Origin of the sequence: Archangium minus, assembly GCF_044360475.1 — a bacterium.
GTDB lineage: Bacteria > Myxococcota > Myxococcia > Myxococcales > Myxococcaceae > Archangium > Archangium minus.
Genome location: NZ_CP043494.1, coordinates 1,931,806 through 1,953,757, shown reverse-complemented (window position 1 = coordinate 1,953,757; position 21,952 = coordinate 1,931,806). Strand labels below are relative to the sequence as shown.

The 21,952-nt window shown below is 69.2% G+C and carries 12 protein-coding genes; 7 read left to right on the top strand and 5 right to left on the bottom strand.

What is annotated here, in order from left to right; all coding sequences use genetic code 11:
- Positions 1-23: 23 nt before the first annotated feature.
- Positions 24-1,421, bottom strand: a complete 1,398-nt coding sequence (gene sthA, locus F0U60_RS08160) for a Si-specific NAD(P)(+) transhydrogenase (protein WP_395816201.1) — start codon at positions 1,419-1,421, stop codon at positions 24-26.
- A 95-nt stretch (positions 1,422-1,516) separates the two neighbouring features.
- Positions 1,517-4,024, bottom strand: a complete 2,508-nt coding sequence (locus tag F0U60_RS08155; protein ID WP_395816198.1) for a hypothetical protein — start codon at positions 4,022-4,024, stop codon at positions 1,517-1,519.
- A 231-nt stretch (positions 4,025-4,255) separates the two neighbouring features.
- Between F0U60_RS08155 and F0U60_RS08150 the strand changes: the two genes are divergently transcribed.
- The 6 genes from F0U60_RS08150 to F0U60_RS08125 all read left to right on the top strand — a co-directional run bounded on the left by F0U60_RS08150 (position 4,256) and on the right by F0U60_RS08125 (position 12,280).
- Positions 4,256-5,191, top strand: a complete 936-nt coding sequence (locus F0U60_RS08150; protein ID WP_395816196.1) for an MBL fold metallo-hydrolase — start codon at positions 4,256-4,258, stop codon at positions 5,189-5,191.
- A gap of 2 nt (positions 5,192-5,193) precedes the next feature.
- Positions 5,194-5,793, top strand: a complete 600-nt coding sequence (locus tag F0U60_RS08145) for a head protein (protein WP_395816193.1) — start codon at positions 5,194-5,196, stop codon at positions 5,791-5,793.
- A gap of 109 nt (positions 5,794-5,902) precedes the next feature.
- Positions 5,903-7,660, top strand: a complete 1,758-nt coding sequence (locus F0U60_RS08140) for a M14 family metallopeptidase (RefSeq protein ID WP_395816191.1) — start codon at positions 5,903-5,905, stop codon at positions 7,658-7,660.
- 122 nt (positions 7,661-7,782) lie between these two features.
- A complete protein-coding gene (locus tag F0U60_RS08135; protein ID WP_395816188.1) occupies positions 7,783-11,124 on the top strand; it encodes an ATP-binding protein in 3,342 nt (1,113 codons plus the stop codon).
- 24 nt (positions 11,125-11,148) lie between these two features.
- Complete coding sequence (locus F0U60_RS08130; protein ID WP_395816185.1) at positions 11,149-11,538, top strand: DUF2914 domain-containing protein; 390 nt, start codon at positions 11,149-11,151, stop codon at positions 11,536-11,538.
- A gap of 49 nt (positions 11,539-11,587) precedes the next feature.
- Positions 11,588-12,280, top strand: a complete 693-nt coding sequence (locus F0U60_RS08125; protein ID WP_395816182.1) for an NADPH-dependent F420 reductase — start codon at positions 11,588-11,590, stop codon at positions 12,278-12,280.
- Positions 12,281-12,468: 188 nt separating this feature from the next.
- Here F0U60_RS08125 and cglD read toward each other — a convergent pair whose 3' ends face one another.
- Positions 12,469-15,780, bottom strand: coding sequence for an adventurous gliding motility lipoprotein CglD (gene cglD / locus F0U60_RS08120; protein ID WP_395825130.1), 3,312 nt, complete (start codon positions 15,778-15,780; stop codon positions 12,469-12,471).
- 252 nt (positions 15,781-16,032) lie between these two features.
- On the opposite strand from cglD, the gene F0U60_RS08115 reads away from it, so the two are divergent.
- Positions 16,033-16,893: a TIGR02266 family protein gene (locus F0U60_RS08115; protein WP_395816179.1), complete on the top strand. Its 861-nt coding sequence runs from the start codon at positions 16,033-16,035 to the stop codon at positions 16,891-16,893.
- Between the two features lie 4 nt (positions 16,894-16,897).
- Here F0U60_RS08115 and F0U60_RS08110 read toward each other — a convergent pair whose 3' ends face one another.
- Both F0U60_RS08110 and F0U60_RS08105 read right to left on the bottom strand, forming a co-directional pair.
- Positions 16,898-20,683: an AAA family ATPase gene (locus F0U60_RS08110; protein WP_395816177.1), complete on the bottom strand. Its 3,786-nt coding sequence runs from the start codon at positions 20,681-20,683 to the stop codon at positions 16,898-16,900.
- Entirely contained in the window at positions 20,680-21,924 is a 1,245-nt protein-coding gene (locus tag F0U60_RS08105) for an exonuclease SbcCD subunit D C-terminal domain-containing protein (protein ID WP_395816174.1), read from the bottom strand. Before F0U60_RS08105 ends, F0U60_RS08110 begins: the two co-directional genes overlap by 4 nt.
- Positions 21,925-21,952 lie beyond the last annotated feature (28 nt).

Here is a 21,952-nt window from a genome sequence, read left to right as displayed (position 1 = left end):
GCCTGTGGGGATTCAACCCCCTCTCAGAACAGCCGGTTGAGGCCGTTGAGCGCGGCCACGCGGTACGCCTCGGCCATGGTGGGGTAATTGAAGGTGGTGTTGACGAAGTAGTCGATGGAGTTGCCCGGCCCCTCCTGCGCCATGATGGCCTGGCCGATGTGGATGATTTCCGAGGCGTTGTCCCCGAAGCAGTGGATGCCGAGAAGCTCCCGCGTCTCCCGGTGGAAGAGCAGCTTGAGCATCCCCACCGTGCGGCCCGTAATCTGCGCGCGCGCCAGGCTCTTGAAGAAGGCGTGACCCACTTCGTAAGGCACTCCCTCGCGCGTCAGCTCCTGCTCGGTACGGCCCAGGCTGCTGATCTCCGGGCTGGTGTAGATGCCGGTGGGGATGTCCTTCACCAGCTTGTGCTCCAGCCGCCCCTCGACGATGTGCGTGGCGGCGAAGCGGCCCTGGTCATACGAGGCGCTGGCCAGCGAGGGAATGCCCACCACATCTCCCACCGCGTAGATGTGGGGCACCACCGTCTGGTACGCGTCGTTCACCTGCACGTTGCCGCGCGAGTCCAACTGGATGCCCAACGCCTCGAGCCCCATGTCCTGCGTGTTGCCCGTACGCCCGTTGGCCCACAGGAAGATGTCCGCCTTCAACCGCTTGCCGCTCTTGAGGGCCAGCACCACGCAATCCTCACGAGCCTCCACCCGCTCCACCTGCTCGTTGTGGCGGATGAGCATGCCCTGCTCCCGCAGGTGGTAGGAGAGCGCGTCGGAAATCTCATCGTCCAGGAAGGACAGGAGCCGCTCGCGCGTGTTCACCAGGTCCACCTTCACGCCGAGCATGCGGAACATGGACGCGTATTCGCAGCCGATGACGCCCGCGCCGTAGATGATCATCGTCTGCGGCGTCTCGCGCAGCGTGAGGATGGTGTCCGAGTCGAAGATGCGCGGGTGCTGGAAGTCCAGGTTGGGTGGACGGTAGGGGCGCGAGCCCGTGGCCAGCACGATGGCCTTGGCGGACAGCTGCTCGCTGGCGCCTCGCGGCTCGCTGACCTCGAGTGTGTTGGCATCCAGGAAGCGCGCCCGGCCCACCACCAGCTCCACCCGGTTGCGCTCGTAGAAGGTGGTGCGCAGCTGCACCTGGCGCGACACCACGGACGTGGCCGTCCGCATCATGTCCTTGAACTTCCAGCTCTTGGACAGCTCGACACGCAGCTCGGGATGATCACTCTGCACGTCCACCAGGCGCTGCACGGCGTGACGGAGCGCCTTGGAGGGAATGGTGGCGGTATGGGTACAGGCGCCGCCCACCAGCGGGCGCTGCTCCACCATACATACCCGCTTGCCGGACTTGGCGGCCTTCATGGCGGCCCCCTCGCCACCCGGACCCGAGCCAATCACCACGATGTCGAAATGCCGCACGCTCATGGCCGGATATTCAACCCAGCCGGAGGGACTCGCGAAGAAAACAGCCAGGGAAAGAAAATGGGCCGTTCCCCTGGCCGGTGCGGGTGCGAACGGCCTCAGTCCCGCTGCCGGTAGAGGCGCACGGGCGTCCCCGGGCCCCCACTCACCGGGACATAGAGGACGCCGTGGTCCCCCGAGTCCACGGAGGCAGCGTCCCCGAACCGCGTGTGGAGCGAGGGCTGGCCGAAGCCATTGCCCCCGAGGCCCGCGCAGCCCGCCATGGCCGCCGAGCACCCATCCTGGCCCGTGAAGTCCGAGCGGTGAGCAGGCGCCACCGCCGAGCGGTACACGACCACGCCCTCCACCGCGTTGTCGAAGCCCACATACAGGTGGCCGCGGTTGACGGTCAGCAGCGTCAGCCGGGTGTTGTTCGGGTTGTCGAACTGGCTGAGCTGCGTATCCCCCTGGCCGTTAGCGGCGACGAGCACCCAGTCTCCCGCGTCGCAGGCCTCGGCGGTGGCGGGCGCAGGACCGGAGACCCGGGCGGGCTCGCACCGCCACAGCTGCGGGCCCTCAGTGGTGTTGCGGCCCAGGTACACGTGCCCCTTGAAGACGACCATCCGTGACCACGCCCGATCGAACGGCTCCAGGTCCACGGTCTTGTCGGTGGTGACGGACTCCTTGGCGAGGTACTCGGGCGCACTCGGGGTGATGGATACCCAGTGCTCGGGCGCGCTCTCGTAGTCGAGCGGCTGCGTGACGGTGGCACGGACGAGGCCTCCGTTATTGCCCAGATAGAGCCTGCCGTTGAACTCGCCGACGAAGTCGATGCCCACCGTGCGAGCCAGGTTGGCGGGAGAGCCCGCCGCGCCGATGCCCGGCATCCGGTGCGCGGACAGGTTGCACACGTCATGAGCCGACGGCTTGCACGCCCCACCCTTGATGCCGTTGCCCCGGGCCTCCAGGCCCCTGGCATCCACCGCTGGAGCACGCAGGAGCGCAAGGAGCTCGGGGCGGCGCGACCCGTCACGGGAGGGCATGCCCAGGTACGCGCGGCCTTCGAGGAAACCCATGGCGGAGAAGCTCCGGACCGACGTCCCATCCAGCGCCTGGCTCAGGTCCACGTACTTCATGTCCAGCGTCGCATCGTCGTCACGGGACAGGTACACGTAGTCGAGCCCACCTCCGCTCCGGGTGCCGCCAACCATCAACCACTCGGTGCCATCAAGGGAGCCGGAGGCGAAGAGCGCGCGGCCATCCTCGTTGTCCGGACCGCACTGGAATGTGTTGCCCTGGCAGCCCGCGAAGCCGATGGACGGGAAGAGCGAGCCGGCGGAGTTAGAGCTGCTCGAGCCAGCGAGCTTCTGGGTGTCCTTGCGGAAGCGGAAGTCCAGGTCATCAGGCCGAATGCCATCCAGGTCCATGCCCACCGCACGCGTGCCATAGGCGTTGGTGCCCAGGTACAGCCGCCCGCGATACGAGACGACGGAGGTGGAGGCGACTCCATCGGCGAACGGGTCCACCTGCACTGGCCCGTCCTGGAAGCGGCTCACGAGCGAGCCGAACCCAGTGAAGGTCGCACGATCCAGCGGCGACGCGCCCAGGCGCCCGTCCACTCCGATGGAGGCGACGACGGTGTACTGGCCTCCTCGCTGGAAGGCCTCATGGCGGAGGAGCACCTCGTTGTCGCGCGGTGCGGGAAGCACCTCGGCGGAGAGCACGTCCCCCAGCGCGCTGACACCGGAGAGCTGGTAGCGCGAGGCACACGTGGCACGGGAGGCGCAGCCGGCGCTCCCCTCGATATCGGGGCCTGGCAGCAACGGCTGCGAGAAGGTGAGCAGAACGCGGTTCTGCCCCTGGGTGGTGGCACCCAGGAGACGTAAGGGGCCTCCCACCTCGAAGTCCGCGTGGCGCGGCGAGCCCAGCGCGTTGTTCACGCGATCCACCACCTGCGACACATGCACGGTGTACCGGCCGCCTCCCGGAGCGAAGGGAAGCTGGATGTCGACGGTGTTCGGGTCCACGGCGGTGAGGACGCTGCCCAGCCAGAAGGCATCCGAGGGCGAGCACTCGTCGGGCGTCTCGTCCGTCAGCTCCACGCAATAGTTGTCGGGATTGAGCACGCCGGTGGCGGAGTCGTCCTGCTGCATGGGCTCGGAGAAGCGCACGCGCAGCACCGCGCTCCCCGGCAGGAAGGCCATCTGCACCCGGGGCGCGAAGCGGTCCTCCCTGCAGCCGCCCTCACGGCACTCGAAACCACCCGCGCACTGCGCGCTCTCCGTGCACCGTGAGCACACACCCTCGATGCAAGCGGGGGTTGAGGCATCGCAGTCGGCGTCGCTCACGCAGGCCGGCGCGGACTGACAGGTGCCATCGCGGCACACGCCTCCCGGACACTGAGCGTCGCTCTGACAGGTGTCCTCGTGGGAGTCAGTGCCGCACGGCCGGCAACTCCCGCCACAGTCCACGTCCGTCTCGTCTCCGTTGCTCAGCCCGTCGGAGCATGTGCCCACGGAGGTGCCCGGCAGGCTGTACGTGACGGGCAGGTCCCCACACCCGACACACCCCGCCTGGACCAGCGCCACACCCCACACCACCACTACCAGCAAGCGACCGAGCCGCATGGCTTCTCCACCTGTTCCCTTCCCCTTCCCTTGCTGGGAATTTCTTTTCATCCCCGCGCGCCGATGCACGGGTCGGGCCTCTCATCTGCTGAGCATTGGAAAGAATTCGGACAGACGTCCCGTACCCTGTGTGAGTAAACGCGTTCCTACATGCCCCTTGCATCCAGGAGGGGCTACGGAACATGACAGGGCCAGGGCCCACCCTTTCGCCCGGGCCCGAGGGAGAGACTCATGCCGTTGCGCTTCAAAAACCTGGATGGCAGCGGCCCGCAGCCCTTCTCCACTGTCTTCAAGTGGGCCGTGGGGGACAAGCTGGCCGGCAAGCGCCGCAAGAGCCCGGACAACGCCCCCGTGCGCCGCGTGGAGCCGGACCTCGCCGCGCTGGCGACCCCGCCTGCTCCCGGCGAAGGCGCGCGCCTCACTTGGTTGGGCCACGCGAGTTGGCTGGTGCAGCTCGACGGTGTATCGCTGCTCATCGACCCGGTGCTGCGCGACACCATCACCGGCTTCATCCGCCGCAACGTGGAGCCGGGCGTGACGATGGAGAAGCTGCCGCCCATCACCGCGACGCTGGTGTCCCACAACCACTTCGACCACCTGGACATGCCTACCGTGCGCCAGGTGGGCGCGCCCGTCATCACTGGGCTGGGCATGGCGCGCTACTTCCCTCGTGGCGCACTGCCCATTTCCGAGCTGGACTGGTGGGGCTCCACGAAGGTGGGGGCGGTGACGGTGCACTTCGTCCCCGCCCAGCATTGGAGCCGCCGCGGCCTCAAGGACGTCAACGAGACGCTCTGGGGCGGCTTCGTGGTGGAGGGCTCCAGCGCACGCGTCTACCACTCGGGAGACACCGCGTACTTCGAGGGATTCAAGGAGATTGGCCGGCGCTTCCCCGGGATGGACGCGGCCATGCTGCCCATTGGTGCCTATGACCCGGAGTGGTTCATGAAGAAGCAGCACATGAACCCCGAGCAGGCGGTGCAGGCCTACGAGGACCTCGGGGCAAGGCGCTTCCTCGCCATGCACTGGGGCACCTTCAAACTCACCGACGAGCCTCTGGACGAGCCGCCCCTGCGACTGGATGCTGAGTGGAACCGCCGCGCACTCCCCCGCGAGCCGCTCCACGTGCTCGCCGTCGGAGAAAGCCTCACTGTCCGTAACGCGTGAGCATGAACATCGACAAGCTTCTCCATGACGTCCAGGGCCTTCTTGGCCGGACCCTCAACAACACGCAATCTCCCGAGGAGAAGGACCTCTTCAGGATCGCTGCCGCGGCGCTCATGTACATATCGGAGACCGGCAGAATCCATTCGTTTGAAGACTATCTCCAGCTTGGCAAGCAGGACCCACCCTACGCGGTGGCTTCGTTCAAGACCCGCGAGGAAGCGGACGTCTGGCTCAAGAAACACCCCGAGCCACCTCACGGGGCCCACGTGCTGATCGCGGATGAATACCACCTCGTCGCTCATCGCAGGGAGTCGGACATCCGCAGCCTCATCAAGCTCCCTGTCATCGACTACTACCTCGCGGACCTCGCGCGCAGCGGCACCACGACCCCGGTGGATTCGTTCAGCACTCGCGAGGAGGCGGACGCATGGCTCCAGAATCAGCCCGAGCCGCCAAGAAATGCGTCCGTCCTGGTCGCGGGCAAGTACCACGTCGCCATCTACCACCGCCTCATCAACCACCGCGCGCTCTACCCCTTGCCCGTTACCACCCAGGAGCCAGAGCGAAACGCCGGTACGGGAGACCGCGCAGGTACGCCCTGAAAGTGTGTAACGGAGACGTGCTCGCCGTCGGCGAGAGCCTCACCGTCCGTCACGCCGTGCCTCATCGGGGTTGAGCGGGGGCGGGCGGTGTGCTCAGTAGGCAGGTGCCATGCTCCTGCCCGTACTCCTCTCCCTGACACTTCAACAGGCTCCCCTCACCACCGTCTCTGAGCAGAGCGGCTGGGTCCGCACCGGCCGTTACGCGGAGGTGGAGTCCCTGTGCACCGCCTTCCCCAAGCGCTACCCCGGAAAGGTGCGCTGCGAGACCTTCGGCACCACGCCCGAGGGCCGCCCCATGCTCGTGCTCGTGGCCAGCGCGGATGGAACCCTCACTCCCGCCACGGCCGCGAAGAAGAACCGCCCCGTCGTCTTCTTCCAGGGGGGCATCCATGCCGGTGAAATCGATGGCAAGGACGCCGGCTTCTGGCTGCTGCGAGACCTGCTCGACGGCAAGGCGCTGCCCGGCGTGCTGAAGCAGGTGACGGCTGTCTTCGTGCCTGTCTTCAACGTGGACGGCCACGAGCGCTTCGGCCCCAACAACCGTCCCAACCAGGTGGGCCCCGAGGAGATGGGCTGGCGCGTCACCGGGCAGAACTACAACCTCAACCGCGACTACGTGAAGGCGGACGCCCCGGAGATGGTGGCGCTGCTCAAGCTGCTGCACGCGTGGGATCCGCTCTTCTACGTGGACCTGCACGTCACGGACGGCGCCAAGTTCGAGCACGACGTGAGCGTGCAGATGGACCCGCAGAAGATCGGCCCGGAGGCGATGCAGGCCCTGGGCACGAAGCTGCGCGAGGAGCTCTTCACCGAGCTGGAGTCCAAGGGCCACCTGCCCCTCCCCTTCTACCCGTCCTTCCGGGAGAACGATGACCCCACCTCGGGTGTGAGCTACAGCATGGCGCCTCCGCGCTTCAGCCACCCGTACTGGGCGGTGAACCGGCGCTACGGTGTCCTCGTGGAGACGCACTCGTGGAAGCCCTACGCGCACCGAGTGGCCACCACGCGCCACGTGCTCGAGGGCCTGCTGCGGCTCGTCGGCCGGGATGGTGCGGCGCTGGAAGCGGCCCGGAAGGCGGCGGACGCCGAGGCCGAGTCCGGCAAGGCTCGCGAGGTGGTGCTGCTCTGGGACAACACGGAGAAGAACCATCCCATCGCCTTCCGCGGCTACGCCTACGAGCGCAAGCCCTCCGAGCTCACCCAGCAGCCCTGGATTCGCTACGACGACACGAAGCCGCAGGTGTGGACCATTCCCTATTACGACGAGCTCCGGCCCGTCATCACCGCCACGCTGCCCGCCGGTGGCTACCTGGTGCCTCCGGCGCACGCGGCCTGGGTGGCGGAGAAGCTCACCGCGCACGGTCTGCGTTTCCAGCGGCTCGGCAAGGCGGTGCCCACGGCCGACGTGGAGGTGTTCCGCGCCACCGAGGCCAAGCCGCGCCCCAACTCCGTCGAGGGCCACCAACTCCTCTCCGTGAAGGGCGAGTGGAAGAAGGAGAAGCAGCCGCTGCCCACGGGGACGCTCTACGTACCGGCCGCACAGAAGGGCGCTCACCTGCTCGCTCACCTGTTCGAGCCGCTCGGACCGGACTCGCTGCTCGCCTGGGGCTTCTTCAACAACCACTTCGAGCAGAAGGAGTACGTCGAGGACTACCTGGTGGAGCCCTTCGCGCGTGAGCTGCTGGCGAAGGACCCCTCCGTGAAGGCCGCGTGGGAGGAGAAGCTGAAGGACAAGGAGTTCGCCTCCAACCCGCGCGCTCGCCTGCGCTTCTTCGCCGAGCGCCACCCCGCTCACGACACGCGCCTCAACCTCTACCCCGTCTTCCGCACGGACTCGGCCCCCGCGGGCCTGAAACCGGGGCGCTGAGGTTTATCGCACCCTCTCACACTCCCCGTGGGTTGAAGCCAACCGAGCGTCCCACCTAACGTGGTGTGTCAAGCGCCCCGTCATGTGGGACAAGCAGAACCACGGACGACGCCGAGAGGACGATGAGGAACGAAAGGGACCTGCTGGAGCAGGCCATGGCCCTGCTGGAGGCCCAGCGTCCCGCGCTGGGCCACGAGGCCACCGAGGCCGCGCTGGCGGCCTTGCGCGCACGGCTCGCGGCCCTGGCCTCCCGCGTTCCCCTCGAGCGCCGGCACGTCACGGTGCTCTTCGGTGACCTGTGCGGCTTCACCGCCCTGAGCGAGCGGATGGACCCCGAGGACGTCAGCGAGCTGATGAACCAGCTCTGGGAGCGCGTGGACGCGGCCATCGTCCGGCACGGGGGGCGCATCGACAAACACATCGGCGATGCCGTGATGGCGCTCTGGGGCGCGGACGGCGCGCGCGAGGATGACGCGGAGCAGGCCCTCCACGCCGCCCTGGACATCCAGGCCCAGCTCGCCGCCTTCCAAGCCGTGTCCTCCAAGAACCTGCGCATGCGCATTGGCGTCCACACGGGTCCCGCCCTCCTGGGCGTGGTGGGGACGCTCGGTGAGCTCACGGTGATGGGCGACACCGTCAACACGGCCAGCCGCCTGGAGCAGGCCGCACCCGAGGGCGGCATCCTCATCTCGCACGGCACCTACCGCCAGGTGAGCGGGGCCTTCGAGGTCGAGCCTCTCGCTCCCCTCAAGCTCAAGGGCAAGCAGGAGCCGCTCCACGTGTACCGGGTGATGGCGGCCCGGCCACGCGCCTTCCACCGGCAGGGACGAGGCCTGGAGGGCATCTGGGCCCGGCTCGTGGGGCGCGAGGAGGAGCTGCATCACCTGCGCACCGCCCTGTCCACGACGCTCTCCGGAGGCGGTTGCCAGCGCATCACCCTCACCGGCGAGGCGGGCATCGGCAAGTCGCGGCTGCTCGGAGAGTTCGAGACCTGGCTCGAGTCGCTGCCCTCACCGCCCCGGTGTCTGCGAGGCCGCGCCAGCCCGGAGATGCGCAGGCATCCCAACGCCCTGCTCAGGGATTTGTTCTCCTTCCACCTCCAGGTGCAGGAGAGCGATGGGCCCCGCGTGGTGCGCGCCCGGTTGGAGGAGAGCTTCCTCGAGGCGCTCGGCCCCGAGGACCCGAGCCGCCTGCATGCCCACCTCGCCGGCTCCCTCATCGGCTTCGATTTCAGCGACAGCCCCCACTTGAAGGGCTCGTCAACGGACGAGCAGAGTCTGCGCGCCCGAGGCCTCGCCTCGCTCGGCGAGTACTTCCGCGCCCTGCTGAGCCGCGAGCCCATGGTCCTCTTCCTGGAGGACGTCCACTGGGCCGATGACAGCGCGCTCGATCTCCTGGAGCGCCTGCTGCAGACGCTGGCACCAGAGCGGCTCCTCGTGGTGAGCACCGCTCGGCCGGAGTTCTTCGAACGGCGGCCGGAATGGGACCTCGACCCCTCCCACGAGAGGCTCGAACTCCGGCCACTCTCCCAGGAGGACAGTCACCGACTCGTGGCGGAGCTGCTGCGCAAGGTGGAGGCCATTCCCTCCGCCCTCCACGAGCTCGTGGTCTCCCGCGCCGAGGGCAATCCGTTCTACCTCGAGGAGCTCATCCAGATGCTGCTCGAGGAGGGCGTCATCCTCGCGGACGGCGAGCGCTGGCACGTCGAGCCGCGCCGGTTGACCTCGCTCCGGGTGCCCTCGACGTTGAGCGGCGTCCTCCAGGCCCGGCTGGACAGCCTTCCCGTCCACGAGCGGGAGATCCTCCAGCGGGCCTCGGTGGTGGGACGCATCTTCTGGGACGAGGCGCTCGCGAGGATGGGGCGGGACGAGGACCCCCCCGTCAAGCTCCACGAGGCCCTGGCCGTGCTCCAGGATCGGGAGCTCATCTTCGAGCAGTCCACCCCCGCCTTCGCCGGCACGCGCGAGTACATCTTCAAGCACGCCATCGTCCGCGAGGTGGCCTACGACACCGTGCTCAAGCGCGAGCGGCGTGCCTTCCATGGACGCGTGGCGGAGTGGCTGCTCGCGCGCGGAGGCGAGCGCTCCCGGGAGCACCTCGGGCTGATCGCCGACCACCTGGAGGCATCTGGGCAGGGAGTCCGGGCGGCCGTCTACCTGCGACGCGCGGGAGAGGAGGCCCTGTCCCTGTTCGCCAACGCGGAGGCGCACTCGTTCCTGGAGCGGGCCCTGACGCTGACGCCCGAAACGGACCTCCCCGAGCGCTATGCCCTCGTCGCGGCCCGCGAGAGGATCCACGCAGTCCAGGGCGAGCGGCAGGCGCAGCGGCTGGATCTCGAGACGATGGAGTCACTGGCCAGGAAGTTGGGCGACGAGCGGCGGCAGATCGATGCGGCCCTGCGCCGCGCCCTCTACGCCTGGGAGGTCGGTGAGTTCGCGGTGGGAGAGGAGGCGGTACGCAGGGCCATCCTGCTGGCCCAGGAGGTGGGAGACATCGCCAGCGAGGCGCTCGGCCACCTGCGGTGGGCACGGATCCTGCGGCACCATCAGGGTGACTTCGCGAGCGCCCGCAACCACCTCGAGCGGAGCCTGGTGCTCGCCGAATCGGCACGACTCGCCCAGCTGGAGGTGGAGAGCCTGCTCAACCTGAGCGCGGTTCTCTATGAGACCGCGGACCTGGAGGGAAGCCACGCCTATATCCAGCGAGTGCTCCCCTTCTGCCGGACGATCGGAGACCGCTGGTTGGAGTTCTCGGCCCTCCGGCACCTGGGCTACGTGCGCAAGGGCCTGGGTGACTTCGCTGGAGCCAGGGCGGCTCTCGAGCAGACCCTCCAATTCAGCCGGTTCATCGGTTACCGGTTCTGGGAGTGCATGGACATCTGCAACCTGGCGCTCGTCCACTACCACCTGGGGGACGCCCCCGCCGCGCTCGAGCTCGCGGATCAGGGCCTGCGCATCAGCCAGGAGATCGGCAGCGCCCGCTACCAGGGTTATGCGTGGATGAGCAGGGGCCACGCGCTGACCGCCCTGCAGCGCTTCCCCGAAGCCCGGGAGGCCTACCAGCAGGCGCGGAGAATCCGTGTGGAGGTGCGGATGCCGCACCTGGAGATGGAGTCCGTCGCGGGCCTCGCCGCCGTCGCACTGGCAAGTGGCGCTCGACAGGAGGCGCTCGGGTACGCAGAGGAGCTCCTCTCGCACCTGCGGCGCGTCACCCTCCATGGAGTGGAGGATCCGTTCCAGATCTGGCTGACGTGCTTCCAGGTGCTTCGGGCTCAAAATGACTCCCGCGCACAATGGGTCCTGGAGACGGCCCACCGGCAGCTCCAAGAGTACGCGGAGAGGCTCAAAGACAAGCAGTTGAGGGACTCGTTCCTGGCCATCCCCGCGCACCGCAAGCTCCTGGCGCAGGGCGCTGAGACACAGGCCCGTGACAGTGCGCCGCGTCAGGGAGATGGACTAGCGTAGGTGTCCCTCACCGGAGGAGTCACCATGTCCAAGCGTTCCTGGCTGAAGTCTGTGCTGCCCGCCCTGCTGCTCACCACCTCTGCCTTCGCCGCCGGCTCGGCCGACGTGAAGGTGGGTACCGGCATCGAGAAGTACGAAGTCACCGGCGCGTCCGACAGCTTCACGGTCGCCCCGAACACCCGCATCTACGCCGCCACCAAAATCACCGACGTGGAGCCCGGCACCGTGACGGTCGTCTGGTCCAAGGACGGCAAGGAAGTCTCCAAGACGGAGCTGAAGGTCCCCCGCGCGTCGTACCGCACGCACGCCTACCGCACCTTCCGCGCGGGCGACACCGGCGCCTGGACGGCGCGGCTCGTGGGCGCGGATGGCAGCGAGCTGGGCTCCACCAGCTTCCAGGTGCAGGTGCAGTAACACCTTCCGGCACTTCTCCCCTGGCCCAAGCCAGGGGAGGATCCGGGCCATGACAGAGCACCAAGCCGTCGCGGTCCTGGGTACGGGCAACATGGGGCGGGGGCTCGCGCGAGTGCTCGCCGCCGCGGGTCATACCGTGCTCCTGGGGTCGCGAGACCCGGAGCGTGCCCAGCAACTGGCCACGGAGCTCGGCGCGCATCGCGTTCAGGGGATGAGCAATGTCGAGGCCGCTTCACGGGCCTCCATCGTCTTCCTCGCCTACCACTCCAACGACACGCTGCTGCACGAGCTCGCGCCCGTCACCGAGGGCAAGGTGGTGGTGGACATCGCCACGTACCACGACGAGCCTCCCGCCGACTTCAACCCGCTCACCCAGGTGCCCTCCAGCTCTCCCCAGGAGAGGACCGCGCAGCAACTGCCCCGCGCGCACGTGCTCGGCGCCTTCCAGGTGACGTGGGCCCAGCTCTTCGACACGCCGCTGCTGGACGGACGCAAGACGCCCGTCTTCGTGCTCGGAGACCACACGGGCGCGAAGGCCTCACTCCTCGCGCTCATCCGCACGCTGCCCTTTGAACCGGTGGATGCGGGAGGACTCCAGCAGGCGCGCATCGTCGCCGCCCTGTACTTCCTCGTCACCGGGCTGGGCCGCCGCTACGCCTTCCGGGACCATGGCCACGACTGGCGCACCTCCGTGCGCGCGCTGAACATCTTGCTCCCCGCCGCGCTCGGACTCGGGCCCTGAGGCTCACGGAAGATTCGGCTAGGGTGTCCCCGCGGCCAACGAGGCCAGACCGTCTCCGAGTGGCGCAACCCGGGCAAGCCGACCGACCTCCCGCCGTACATGAATGGCGGCGTAGCCATGAAGCCGTGAGCCTCGTGGTGACCCCGGCGGGCATTGCTCCACCCGCCGGGGCCGCTCCACTCGAATGATCAGTTCAGCTTCGGCTCACAGCGGCAGGTGCTCACGTTGCACTCCGTGTGATCCGGGCAGGAGCCGCAGTTGTCTCGGCAAACGCAGGCACAGGCATTGGCATCGGCCTGGTAGGTGGGACCGCACTCGAGCGCCGCCGTGTCACAGACGCAGGCACAGGCCGCCGGGTCGAACTTGAAGCCAGGAGCGCAGGTGGCGGACGCCACACACTGGCAAGCGCACGTGGACGTGTTGCACATCTGGAAGCTGCCGCACGTACCTCCGCAGTCCGACGTGCAGGTGAAGTCGCACACCTCCTTGCGGGAGTCACACACCTCGCCCGGTGAGCCACCACCGCCGCAGTCCGACGGGCACTCACACCGGTTCGTCTGCCGGTTGCACGTGAGGTTGCCCTTGCAGAAGTCCGGGTCGCTCGGATCGTAGTAGCCGGTGTCCGTCGAGCAGGGTGGCGGATTGCCATCCTTGTTGAGCGTGAGATCGCTCCAGTAACGGTAGGAGACGGCGGCCTTCGTCGTCCCCGCCACGGCCGGACGACACGCACCGTAGAAGGACAACGCCCGGCTGACACCGTCAACGTCGAAGCCGTTCGTCCGGCTGCGCGGCAGATCGCTCGCCGTGCAACGCGAGGGGTCCTGCACCGACTCCATCGCCACCCGCACCGACGCGCCGATGGGCGGCTTGAGCGTGCGGTAGCCCGTGGAGGCAATCACGCTGTCCACAATGGTGTTGATGGTGTTCTGGATGGACGCGGTGCTGCGGATGCTGCCCACGACACCGCCGGTGGCCTGGATGACGTCCAGGTGCCGAGGGTCATGGACAGGCTCGCTCGGGTAGCACTCGCCGCCGGCCGGCTCGCAGATGATGCCGTGCATCTGGATGAGCTGGCCGATGGGGTTGGAGCCCTTGAAGTAGTCGATGTACGTGCTGACCGGAATGGTGTCCGGCTGGTCGCGCACGTCCGTGAGGAGGATGACCACCAGCCGAGCACCTGGACGGTACTTCTTGGCCGCGGGCGTGCTCGCCTGGGTCATGAAGTCCACCGCCGCCCTCGCGCTCTCCAGGGTGCGCTCCTCGCTGGAGCCGTCGATGCCCACATAGCAGTACTGGCTGGGGTCGGGGCACGGCGCGCTCTGCTGCAACCACGCCTTGAACTGGTCGATGTTCCGAGTGAAGCCACGGAACAGGCCGGCGTTGGGAAGGCCATAGCCTGTCTGCGTATAGGACGAGGTCACCATGGAGATGCGCCAGTCGAGCTGCGAGTTGCCCAGCCGGTTGGCCACGGCCGAGGCGGCGTCGGCCACCGCGCTCTGGGACGTCTGCATGGAGCCGCTGTCGTCCACGACGAAGAGGAAGTCCGCCATGCCGTTGCCCGCGGTGAAGGTCTCGCACTGCACCGCGTCCGCATCACCGAACTGGGCCAGCGCCGTGCCGCCCGCCGTGTCCCCCACGGTGAAGAGCCCGGGCTCCACGAAGCGCGCCTTGGGCGTGATGGCCAGCACCACCAGCACGCTCGCGTTGGAGCGGTGAACGTACTGCGCCTGAAGCTTGTACGGCCCGCTCACGGACGCACCGCCCGAGAGCACTCCGGCCCCCGAGCCGACGAGCGAGTTGGCCACCGCGTTGGTGTAGTCCCGCAGGTTGGTGGTCGCCCCCTGCTCGTAGAAGGCTTGCAACGCGGGGTGGCCGTCCCAGGCGGTAAACGTCTGGGTGGTGCCCGCCGCCACCGACGGGGAGAACTGGCCGCGAACGAACAGCTCGTCGCCCACCACCGTCGTCGAGGTGCCCGCCTGCGCACGCTTGTAAGCGATGAAGGCCACCTTGTGGGTGTCGTCATAACCCACGAAGCCTCGGCTCTTGCCGCCCACGACGAGCTGCTTCACCTCCTGGAAGCCAGGCCGGAGCGCCAGGCGAATGTCCCCGCCGCTGTCTTCCTTGAAGATGACCTGCCGCAGGTTCTGCGCCGCGCAGGCCTGGCCGGCCGGCGTGGTGCTGGCTCCGTCGCCCCCATTGCGTGGATCCAACTCGCCCGAGTCCTTGCGGCCGTTCTGGTTTGAGTCCTCGGCACCATCAGCGATGCCATCGCCGTCAGAGTCGGCGTTGCTGGGGTCCGTGGTCGTGCTGGGGTCCACGTCACCGGGATAGCCACAGGTGGTGAGGGGCGCCGAGCCCGCGGGGATGCCGCGCTCCACGCCGTCCAGCAGGCCGTCACCGTCCGTGTCACGGTTGGCCGGGTTCGTCTCTCCTGCGTCGCGCACGCCGTTGCCGTTCGTGTCCTCGCCCTTGAAGGCCCCCTGGTCCGCGCCGTCGAGCAGGCCGTCACAGTCCGTGTCCTTCACGCGCGGGTCGGTCTCGCCGGAGTCCACCACGCCGTTGCGATTGCGATCCTCCACGCCATCCGTCAGTCCGTCTCCGTCCGTGTCCGCGTTGCGCCAGTCCGTCTCGTTCCCGTCCTTCGCCCCATCGCGGTCGACGTCCTCAACGGAGTCCGGCACGCCATCGCCATCCGTATCTGGGAGGCCACCCGCACCGCAGTCGGAGCCATTCCGAGGATCCGTCTCCCCCGGGTTCTTCACACCGTTGCCGTTGAGGTCCTCGGCACCATCCCGGCATGAATCCCCATCCGTGTCCGCGTTGAGCGGATCCGTGTGGCTGGTGCTCAGCTCGACGGAATCCGAGAGGCCATCCCCATCCGTGTCCCGCTTGCGCGGGTCGGTCTCGCCGGAGTCCACCTGACCGTTCTTGTTGCCGTCCTCCTCGCCGTCCAGCAGGCCATCTCCATCCGAATCCTGGCTGGTGGGATCCGTCTCACCCGGCTCCGCCTTGCCGTTGCGGTTGCGATCCTCCGCACCGTCCTTCAGCCCGTCCCCATCCGTGTCCGCGGTGCCCGGGTTCGTCCGGCTCGAAGGCTCCGCGTCCGCGCGGAAGAGACGCTTGCACTCGGGATCCGCGTTGACGGAGGAGGTGCGGCCCGCCTCGAGCCCATCGCGGAGACCATCCCCATCCGTGTCCCACCGGCCTGGATCCGTCTTCAGGCCTCCCGCATAGACGTTGCCCCACTCCTCCGCGTCCGTCAGGCCATCGCAGTCAGAGTCGAGCGCCCGGTTGTCGGGGTGGCTGGGGCCTGGAGGATCCGCGAAGGGATCTTCCACAGGAGGCGGGGGCTCCGAAGTCGGGTCTTCGCTAGTGGGGTCCTCACTCTGTCCCCCCCCACCGGATTGCGAGGGATCGGTTCCTGACTTGTCTGGACCACAACCCGTGACGAGTGCGGCCACGAGCAGCGCGGCCGAGAGGACTCGAAAATGGACACGCATCATGTGCCTCGGGGAAGGGGGTGCGACAACGGCCCGCGAAGCTGGAGCCGCGCGCCCCTATTGCCCAGGTGGGTTTCTTGGAACCTGCCCTCGCGTACCGGGTGCCACCCCCCCGGAATGACCAGCGCCGTACGGAGCGCCGCCGGAGACCCCCTTCGCGTGCTCGCCTGCTCGCAGAGCGTTCAGTGGCGGGAAATGAACGATGATTGACCCACCCGAGCGCGGCCTCGGCTATCCTCCGTCGACGTGCCAGTGTTCGGTCTCGCGGCGTTGTGGAATGGCTCGGCCCGTGCAGAGCGGGTCAGAGATCTGGTGGAGGGGCTGGGGGCGTTGCTGCCCTCGCCGAAGCCGCCTGGCATCGTCGTGGCCTTACGGGAAGTAGAAGCCACGCTGGAGCTGAAGGTGGAGGTGCCCAGCTACCCGCGCTCGGCGGTGGAGGCCCTGACGGAGGAGGTCGAGGAGAGCGGCGGCATCCTCGTGGAGATGTGGCGCCTGCCCAAGGCGGAGCGCGATGCGTTCCGCGCCCGCGCGCTCACCGGATCGGACCTCCACGAGCTGGAGGACTTCGAGGCCGCGGCCATCGTGCTGCACGGGCACCTGCAACAGCTCGCCGTCCGAGAGCCCATTCCAGATGGGCCGCCCCAGGGGCCCGCCTCCGTCCGCATCGCGTACTTCGACACCGCGACCAACGCCCAGGCCCCCGCTCCGAGCCAGGAGCCAGCCACCTCCGAAGCACCCTCGAAGGAGGAGCCGCCGAAGCAGGACACCCCCGCGTACGAGACCTTCGACACGCTTCGCCGGGGACGCCGCTTCGCGGTGAAGCTGGAGATGGAGTTCCGCACGGAGCTGGACTTCGTGCGTGAGCACGCGACGAACATCTCCAACGGAGGCCTCTTCGTGAGGACGGCGCACCGGCCGCCTGTGGACAGCGTGGTGACGGTCCAGGTGAAGCTGCCCAACGGCGAGCGCCTGCAGGGAGACGCGCTGGTGGTGCACGTGGTGGACGATCCGTACAAGGGAGGCGTGGGGCTCGCCTTCATCAACGACGACACCCGCTTCGCCGAGACGTTGGACCGGTACCTGGCGAGCCTGGCCAGCTCGCCCTCGAGCTGACGCGCTACCCCACCGAGGCCGCGGGCCGCACATCGGGCGCCGAGGCTGCGAGGAGATCCGGCTCTCCCATGACGACGAGCCGACTGCGTCCAGCGCCCTGCTTCACCACGCGCACCTGCACGCCAATGCGCTCAGCGAGCCCCGACACGTGGGAGATGATGCCCACCTGCCGGCCGGTGGCCTGGAGCGCGTCGAGCGTGGCCAGGGCCATCTCCAGAGTCTCCGGATCCAACGTGCCGAAGCCCTCGTCGATGAAGAGCGTCTCCACCTGCGTCGTCTCCGAGGAGAGCGAGGCAAGCCCCAGGGCCAGGGCCAGCGACACGAGGAAGCTCTCTCCACCCGAAAGACTGGAGACCCCCCGAACCTCATCGCCCATGTCCCGGTCCACCACCTGGAGGTCGAGGTCGTACTTCGGCACGCGCATGAGGCGATAGCGCGGAGCCAGCTCCTCGAGGTGCGCGTTGGCGTAGTGCAGGAGCGCATCCAGGGTGAGGCTCTGAGCGAACACCTTGAACTTCCTGCCGTCGTGCGAGCCGATGAGCTCGCTGAGGGTGCGCCACACGCCGCTCGCGCGCTGCTTCTCCTCGAGGAGCCGAGCCTGCTCGCCATGGCGGCGGCGGGCCTCGTCGTCCTGGTCGAGCCGGGCCTTCAACGAGGCGGTGGCCTGACGCCGAGCCTCCGTGTCCGCGCGAGCCCGCTCGCATGCGGCGGCGGCCTCTGCCTCAGCGATGGATGGGAGCCCAGACGCCTCGTGCCGAGTGCGCTGGGCCTGGCGCTCCTTCAGCACAGAGAGGGCGTGGTCGTGCTCCTGACGGAGCTGCGCAAGGGCACGCTCCTCGGCCTCGCACCAGGCGGCATCCCGCGCGAGCAAGGTGCGCGCGGCCTCCAGCGTGAGGCTCCGCACCGACAGCAGTGCAGAGAGCGCCGCCTCGGCCTCGGCGCGGGCCGTGCTCGCGGACTCACGGGCCTGCACAGCGGCCTCGACACGCGCGGTGACGGCGGCGGCCTCCTGCTTCGCCTTCTCGGCCTCGGCGCGCACGGACTCGAAAGCCCGAGAAGACTCCTCCAGCTCCCGCTGTAGCGCGGCCCGCACTTCGACCGTGGGACGTCCGCCGAGCACCGCCGCACGCGCGGCCTGCGTCTCCCGGAGCACGGCCTCCACCCGCGCCAGCTCCCGCGCGCAGGACTCGACCAGGGAGCTCCGCTCTTTGACAAGCGCCTCCGCGGGAGCCCGGTTCTTCTCCGCCTGCACCACGCGCGTCTCCGCCTCGCGCAACGCCTGCTCGCGGGTGTTCCACTCCGCCACCCACTTCGCGCAGCGCGCGCGGAAGCTCGCGGGGTCCGAGGCCAGCGACTCCTCCCAGCGTTGCGAGCCCTGGAAGGGAGCTGCCAGTCCCGCCAGCACCTCCTGGCGAACGCGCTCGGCCTGCTCCACGTCACGCCCGGCGGCGGCCTGGGCCTCGGTGTTCTGACGCAACGCCTCGGCCGCCTCGAGCCACGCCTTCTCCGCCGCCGTCTGGCGCTCACGCGCGAGGGTCAGCACGCCCCGGGCCTCCTTCGCCACGCGGGCCAGCTTCTCCGCCTTCTCCTCCTCGTCCTTCAGCGCGGCCAGCAGGGTCTTCGCCTCCGCCAGCGCCGACTCCAGCCACGCCGCGACTTCCGGTGCCTCCACGTCCTCGGGAGGCAGTGAGCCCGAGAGCTTCGCGCGGCAGAGGCTCCACGCCTCGCGCTGCTGAATCCGCCGCTTCGCCGCGGCCTCGCGCCGAGTCTCCGCCTGCGCCGCACGAGAGCCCTCCGCAGACACCCGTGCGTTGGCCGAGGCCTCCTCTTGAATGGCCGCCTTCAGCTCTCCATCCAGCGTGTCCACCCGACCCTGGGCCTTCGCGGCGAGCCCCTCCAGCACAGCGCCGGGTTGCCGGTAGGGATGCTCGCTAGCACCGCAGAGCGGACAAGGCTGTCCTGGCCGCAGCTCCGCGCGGTACTCCGCGAGATCCAACGTCGCTCGGGCCTCGGTGAGTGCACGGCGAGCCTCCTTGAGCGCGGCCTCGTGCTCAATGCGACGCACCTTCGCGGCCTCGGCTCCTGTCGCCGCGGCAGTCTGCTCCGCCCGAGCCTTCGTGGCTTCCTCGGAGGCTTCCTGCTCGGCGCGAGCGGCCTCGAGTGCGCCCTTGCTCGCCTCCGTCAGCGCTCGCAGCGTCTCCTGCCGGAACAACAGCGACTCCCGCCGGGCTCGCCGCTCCGCACCGGCATCCTCACCCAGCTCGGCCTCCGCGCGGGCCACAGCGGCTGCCGCCGTCTCCACGGACGCGTTCGCCTCGCGGCGCTCCTCTTCACGGCGCTGGACGTCTGCGCTCAACGCCGCGGCCCGTGATTGCACCTTCGCGAAGGACTCGCGGGCCTTGGCCTCCGCCCCCGCCGCACGCTCGTAGCGGGTGAGCTCCGCCTCCCAGCGAGGCCACTCGCGAGCCAGCGCCGCCAGACGCACGTACTCGTTCAGCCAAGCCTGTGCCGCGGTCATCGCCGCGCGCGCGTCGGACTCGTCGCGAGCGACCCGCGCCACCTCGTCCCGGGCCTGGCGCTCGGACTCCCGAGCGGCTTCCAGCTTTCGCGTGGCCTCCTGCGCGCCGATGCGCTCTTGCGCGAGCGCTGAGTCCAGCGCCACTGCCTTCTCCAGCTCCGGGCGAGCAGCCGCCTCCGCCTCCACCGCCGCCGTCTTCCGCGCCTCCGCCTTCGCCCGCGCCTCCTCGCGGACCTGCTCCGCGGCCCGCGCCGCCTCCGCCTCCGTGCGCCGCGCCGCCAGCGCCACGTCCGCCGCCGCCAACCGCCGAGCCTCCTCGTCCGCCCGGTTCAGCGGAGCCCGCAGCACCTCCGCCGCACGCACCCGCTCCAGCTCCGCCTTCCGAGGCTCCGCGGCCTCCAGCGCCTGGGACGCGCGCTGACGTGCCTGCTCCGCCTCCGCCTCCTGCGCGACCAGCCGAGCCCGCTCCGTGTACCACTGGAGCGACTGCTCCGCCTTCGCCTGCACCGCCTGGGCTTCGGCCAGCGCTGACTCCTCGCGCGAGCGCTGCGCCTCTACCGCCGCGCGCTCCTCGTCAGGCAGTCGCGGAATGGCCGCCACGCCCTGCGCCAGCTTCGACAGCTCCTCCTGCACTTCCTTGTGGCGCTGGTGCGCGGCCATGGACACCCGGCTGTACACCTCTGTCCCCGTCATCCGCTCCAGCAGCTCCGCGCGCTCGTTGGCATCCGCGCGCAGGAAGGCGGCGAACTCGCCCTGCGCCAGCAGCGCCGAGCGTCGGAACTGGTCGAAGGACAGGCCCAATCGCTCTTCAATCGCCTTGAGCACCTCGGACTTGGTGCGCCCGAACTGCTGCTGGGAGACCACGTCGGTGAGGGTCATCTCCTGGGGACGGAAGCGGCCCTCGGCGCGGTTGCGCGCCCGCCACACGGACCAACGCGCGCGGTAGCGCCGGCCGTCCTTGCCCAGGAAGTCCACCTCGGCGAAGCCCTCGGCCGCGCCGCGCCGCAGCACGCCGCGCACGTCGTTGGCCATCAGCCGCGCGTCCTCGTCCTCCTCGGGGCGCCCCACCGGAACACCGCCGCGCTCACCCAGCCGGGGCGTGCGGTCGAAGAGGGCCAGGCACAAGGCATCCAGCAGCGTGCTCTTCCCCGCTCCCGTGGCACCGGTGATGGCGAACAGCCCCAGCTTGTCGAGCGGCGGCTGATCCAAGTTCAGGGAGAAGTCGCCCGCGAGGCTCGTCAGGTTACGGCCGCTGATGGAGAGGATCCTCATGACGCGTCCTCCTGCACCTGGGTGAGCAGCGAGTGGAAGGCCTCGAGCAGCGCCGGGTCGAGCGGCTCGGTGTAATCGCGCGCGTAGCGGGCACGGAAGACATCCTCGGGGGTGCGCTCCTTGAGGGAGAGCCCCGGCCCGGCATCCGCGAGCGTGTTGCCGCTGCCGGTATAAGCGGGGGTGAGCTTCACCAGACGCGCGGCCTTGCCCTCGAGCGCGGCCTCCACACGACGGCGCAGCGCGGGCTCGGGGCGGGGCAGCGCGACGCACACCTCCAGGTAGGGGCGGCGCCAGTCGGGCGTTCCTGGCTCCAGCTCGGGCAGGGCCTCCAGCATCGTCACCACGTCATCCAGCGTGGCCGCGTCGCGCTTGGGCACGCGCTCCATCTCCACTCGGCGAGGCACGTGCAAGGGCCTCACGGTGGAGAGCTGCTCGCCCTCGAGCTCCACCAGCAGCACCTGGTGCGCATAGCTGGCCTCGGAGAGCGACAGGGGCAGGGGCGAGCCGCTGTAGCGCACGCCCTCGCGCCCACCCACGCGCTGCGCCTTGTGCAGGTGCCCGAGCGCCGCGTACGCCACGTCCTCGGGAAAGAGGTCCACCGGGAGCGCGTGCTGATTGCCCCCGAGAATCTTGCGCTCGCTGAGCACGGACAGCTCGGTGCCCACCATGTAGCAGTGGCCCATGGCGACGAGCGCCTGGCCCGGCTTGCGCTTGGAGCGAGCCCCCTCCAGCACCTCGGCGTACACCGAGCGCACGCCCGCGACGAGCCTGTCCCCTGCCTCCTCCGAAACGAGCGGCAGATCCGCGGGCCGCAGGTACGGCACGGCCGCCACCCACGCGCCCACCTTGCCCTGGGCGTTCTTCAGCGGCACCAACAAGCGCTCCAGGTCCACCGAGCCCCCTGCCTTGGGCAGCCCCCCCACGACACGCACGTCGAGCGCGGAGAAGAGCGGATCAGGCGCATCCAGCCGCGCCGCCGAGTCGTGGTTGCCGCCGATCACGACGACATCCAGCTTGGGGCAGCGAATCCGGGCCTGGGCAACGAAACGGTACCAGGAGGCCTGGGCCTCGGCGCTGGGGTTGGCGGTGTCGAAGATGTCGCCAGCCACCAGCAGCGCGTCCACCTTCTGCTCCTCGAGGGTGTCGAGCAGCCACTCGAGGAACGCGGCGTGCTCGGCCTCGCGCGAGGTGTCGTACAGCGTGTGCCCCAGGTGCCAGTCCGAAGTGTGCAGCAGGCGCATCCGTGCGCTCCCCTCCTGTGTCCGCGAC

Excerpts from the sequence above, each read along its gene's own strand:
- F0U60_RS08155 (WP_395816198.1), bottom strand. The coding sequence starts at position 4,024 with ATGCGGCTCGGTCGCTTGCTGGTAGTGGTGGTGTGGGGTGTGGCGCTG.
- F0U60_RS08105 (WP_395816174.1), bottom strand. The coding sequence starts at position 21,924 with ATGCGCCTGCTGCACACTTCGGACTGGCACCTGGGGCACACGCTGTAC.
- sthA (WP_395816201.1), bottom strand. The coding sequence starts at position 1,421 with ATGAGCGTGCGGCATTTCGACATCGTGGTGATTGGCTCGGGTCCGGGT.
- F0U60_RS08125 (WP_395816182.1), top strand. The coding sequence starts at position 11,588 with ATGACAGAGCACCAAGCCGTCGCGGTCCTGGGTACGGGCAACATGGGG.
- F0U60_RS08140 (WP_395816191.1), top strand. The coding sequence starts at position 5,903 with ATGCTCCTGCCCGTACTCCTCTCCCTGACACTTCAACAGGCTCCCCTC.
- F0U60_RS08145 (WP_395816193.1), top strand. The coding sequence starts at position 5,194 with ATGAACATCGACAAGCTTCTCCATGACGTCCAGGGCCTTCTTGGCCGG.
- F0U60_RS08135 (WP_395816188.1), top strand. The coding sequence starts at position 7,783 with ATGAGGAACGAAAGGGACCTGCTGGAGCAGGCCATGGCCCTGCTGGAG.
- F0U60_RS08110 (WP_395816177.1), bottom strand. The coding sequence starts at position 20,683 with ATGAGGATCCTCTCCATCAGCGGCCGTAACCTGACGAGCCTCGCGGGC.
- F0U60_RS08130 (WP_395816185.1), top strand. The coding sequence starts at position 11,149 with ATGTCCAAGCGTTCCTGGCTGAAGTCTGTGCTGCCCGCCCTGCTGCTC.
- cglD (WP_395825130.1), bottom strand. The coding sequence starts at position 15,780 with ATGCGTGTCCATTTTCGAGTCCTCTCGGCCGCGCTGCTCGTGGCCGCA.
- F0U60_RS08150 (WP_395816196.1), top strand. The coding sequence starts at position 4,256 with ATGCCGTTGCGCTTCAAAAACCTGGATGGCAGCGGCCCGCAGCCCTTC.